At 30.2% G+C, this 275-nt stretch carries 1 protein-coding gene; it reads right to left on the reverse strand.

The annotated features are described in order from the left end of the window. Window positions 1–275: hypothetical protein (locus SCA31_RS23320; protein ID WP_410699400.1), on the reverse strand; the 275-nt coding region annotated here is incomplete at both ends.

Here is a 275-nt window from a genome sequence, read left to right on the forward strand (position 1 = left end):
GTATGCGGAAAACCAAAAAGGAAATTTAGGCTTATTATCTTTTAAATGGACCAGATGATCGGATACAGGTTTAAGTTTGAAAGGAGCAATTACCACGAATAAATGATTTATAGCTATCCACTCTTCACTATCTTTACTTTTAATTCCTTTCTTTTCATTGATCCTTTTTTCTTCAAAATCAATGAGTGCATTGACTTTTTGAAGATCAGTAATAGATTCTTGTTCTATTTTAAAATCTTCGATTTCAAAATGTTGGTTGCCGTCAATTTCAATAT

The sequence above is a fragment of the Chryseobacterium sp. SIMBA_028 genome, from assembly GCF_046535285.1.
Lineage (GTDB): Bacteria > Bacteroidota > Bacteroidia > Flavobacteriales > Weeksellaceae > Chryseobacterium.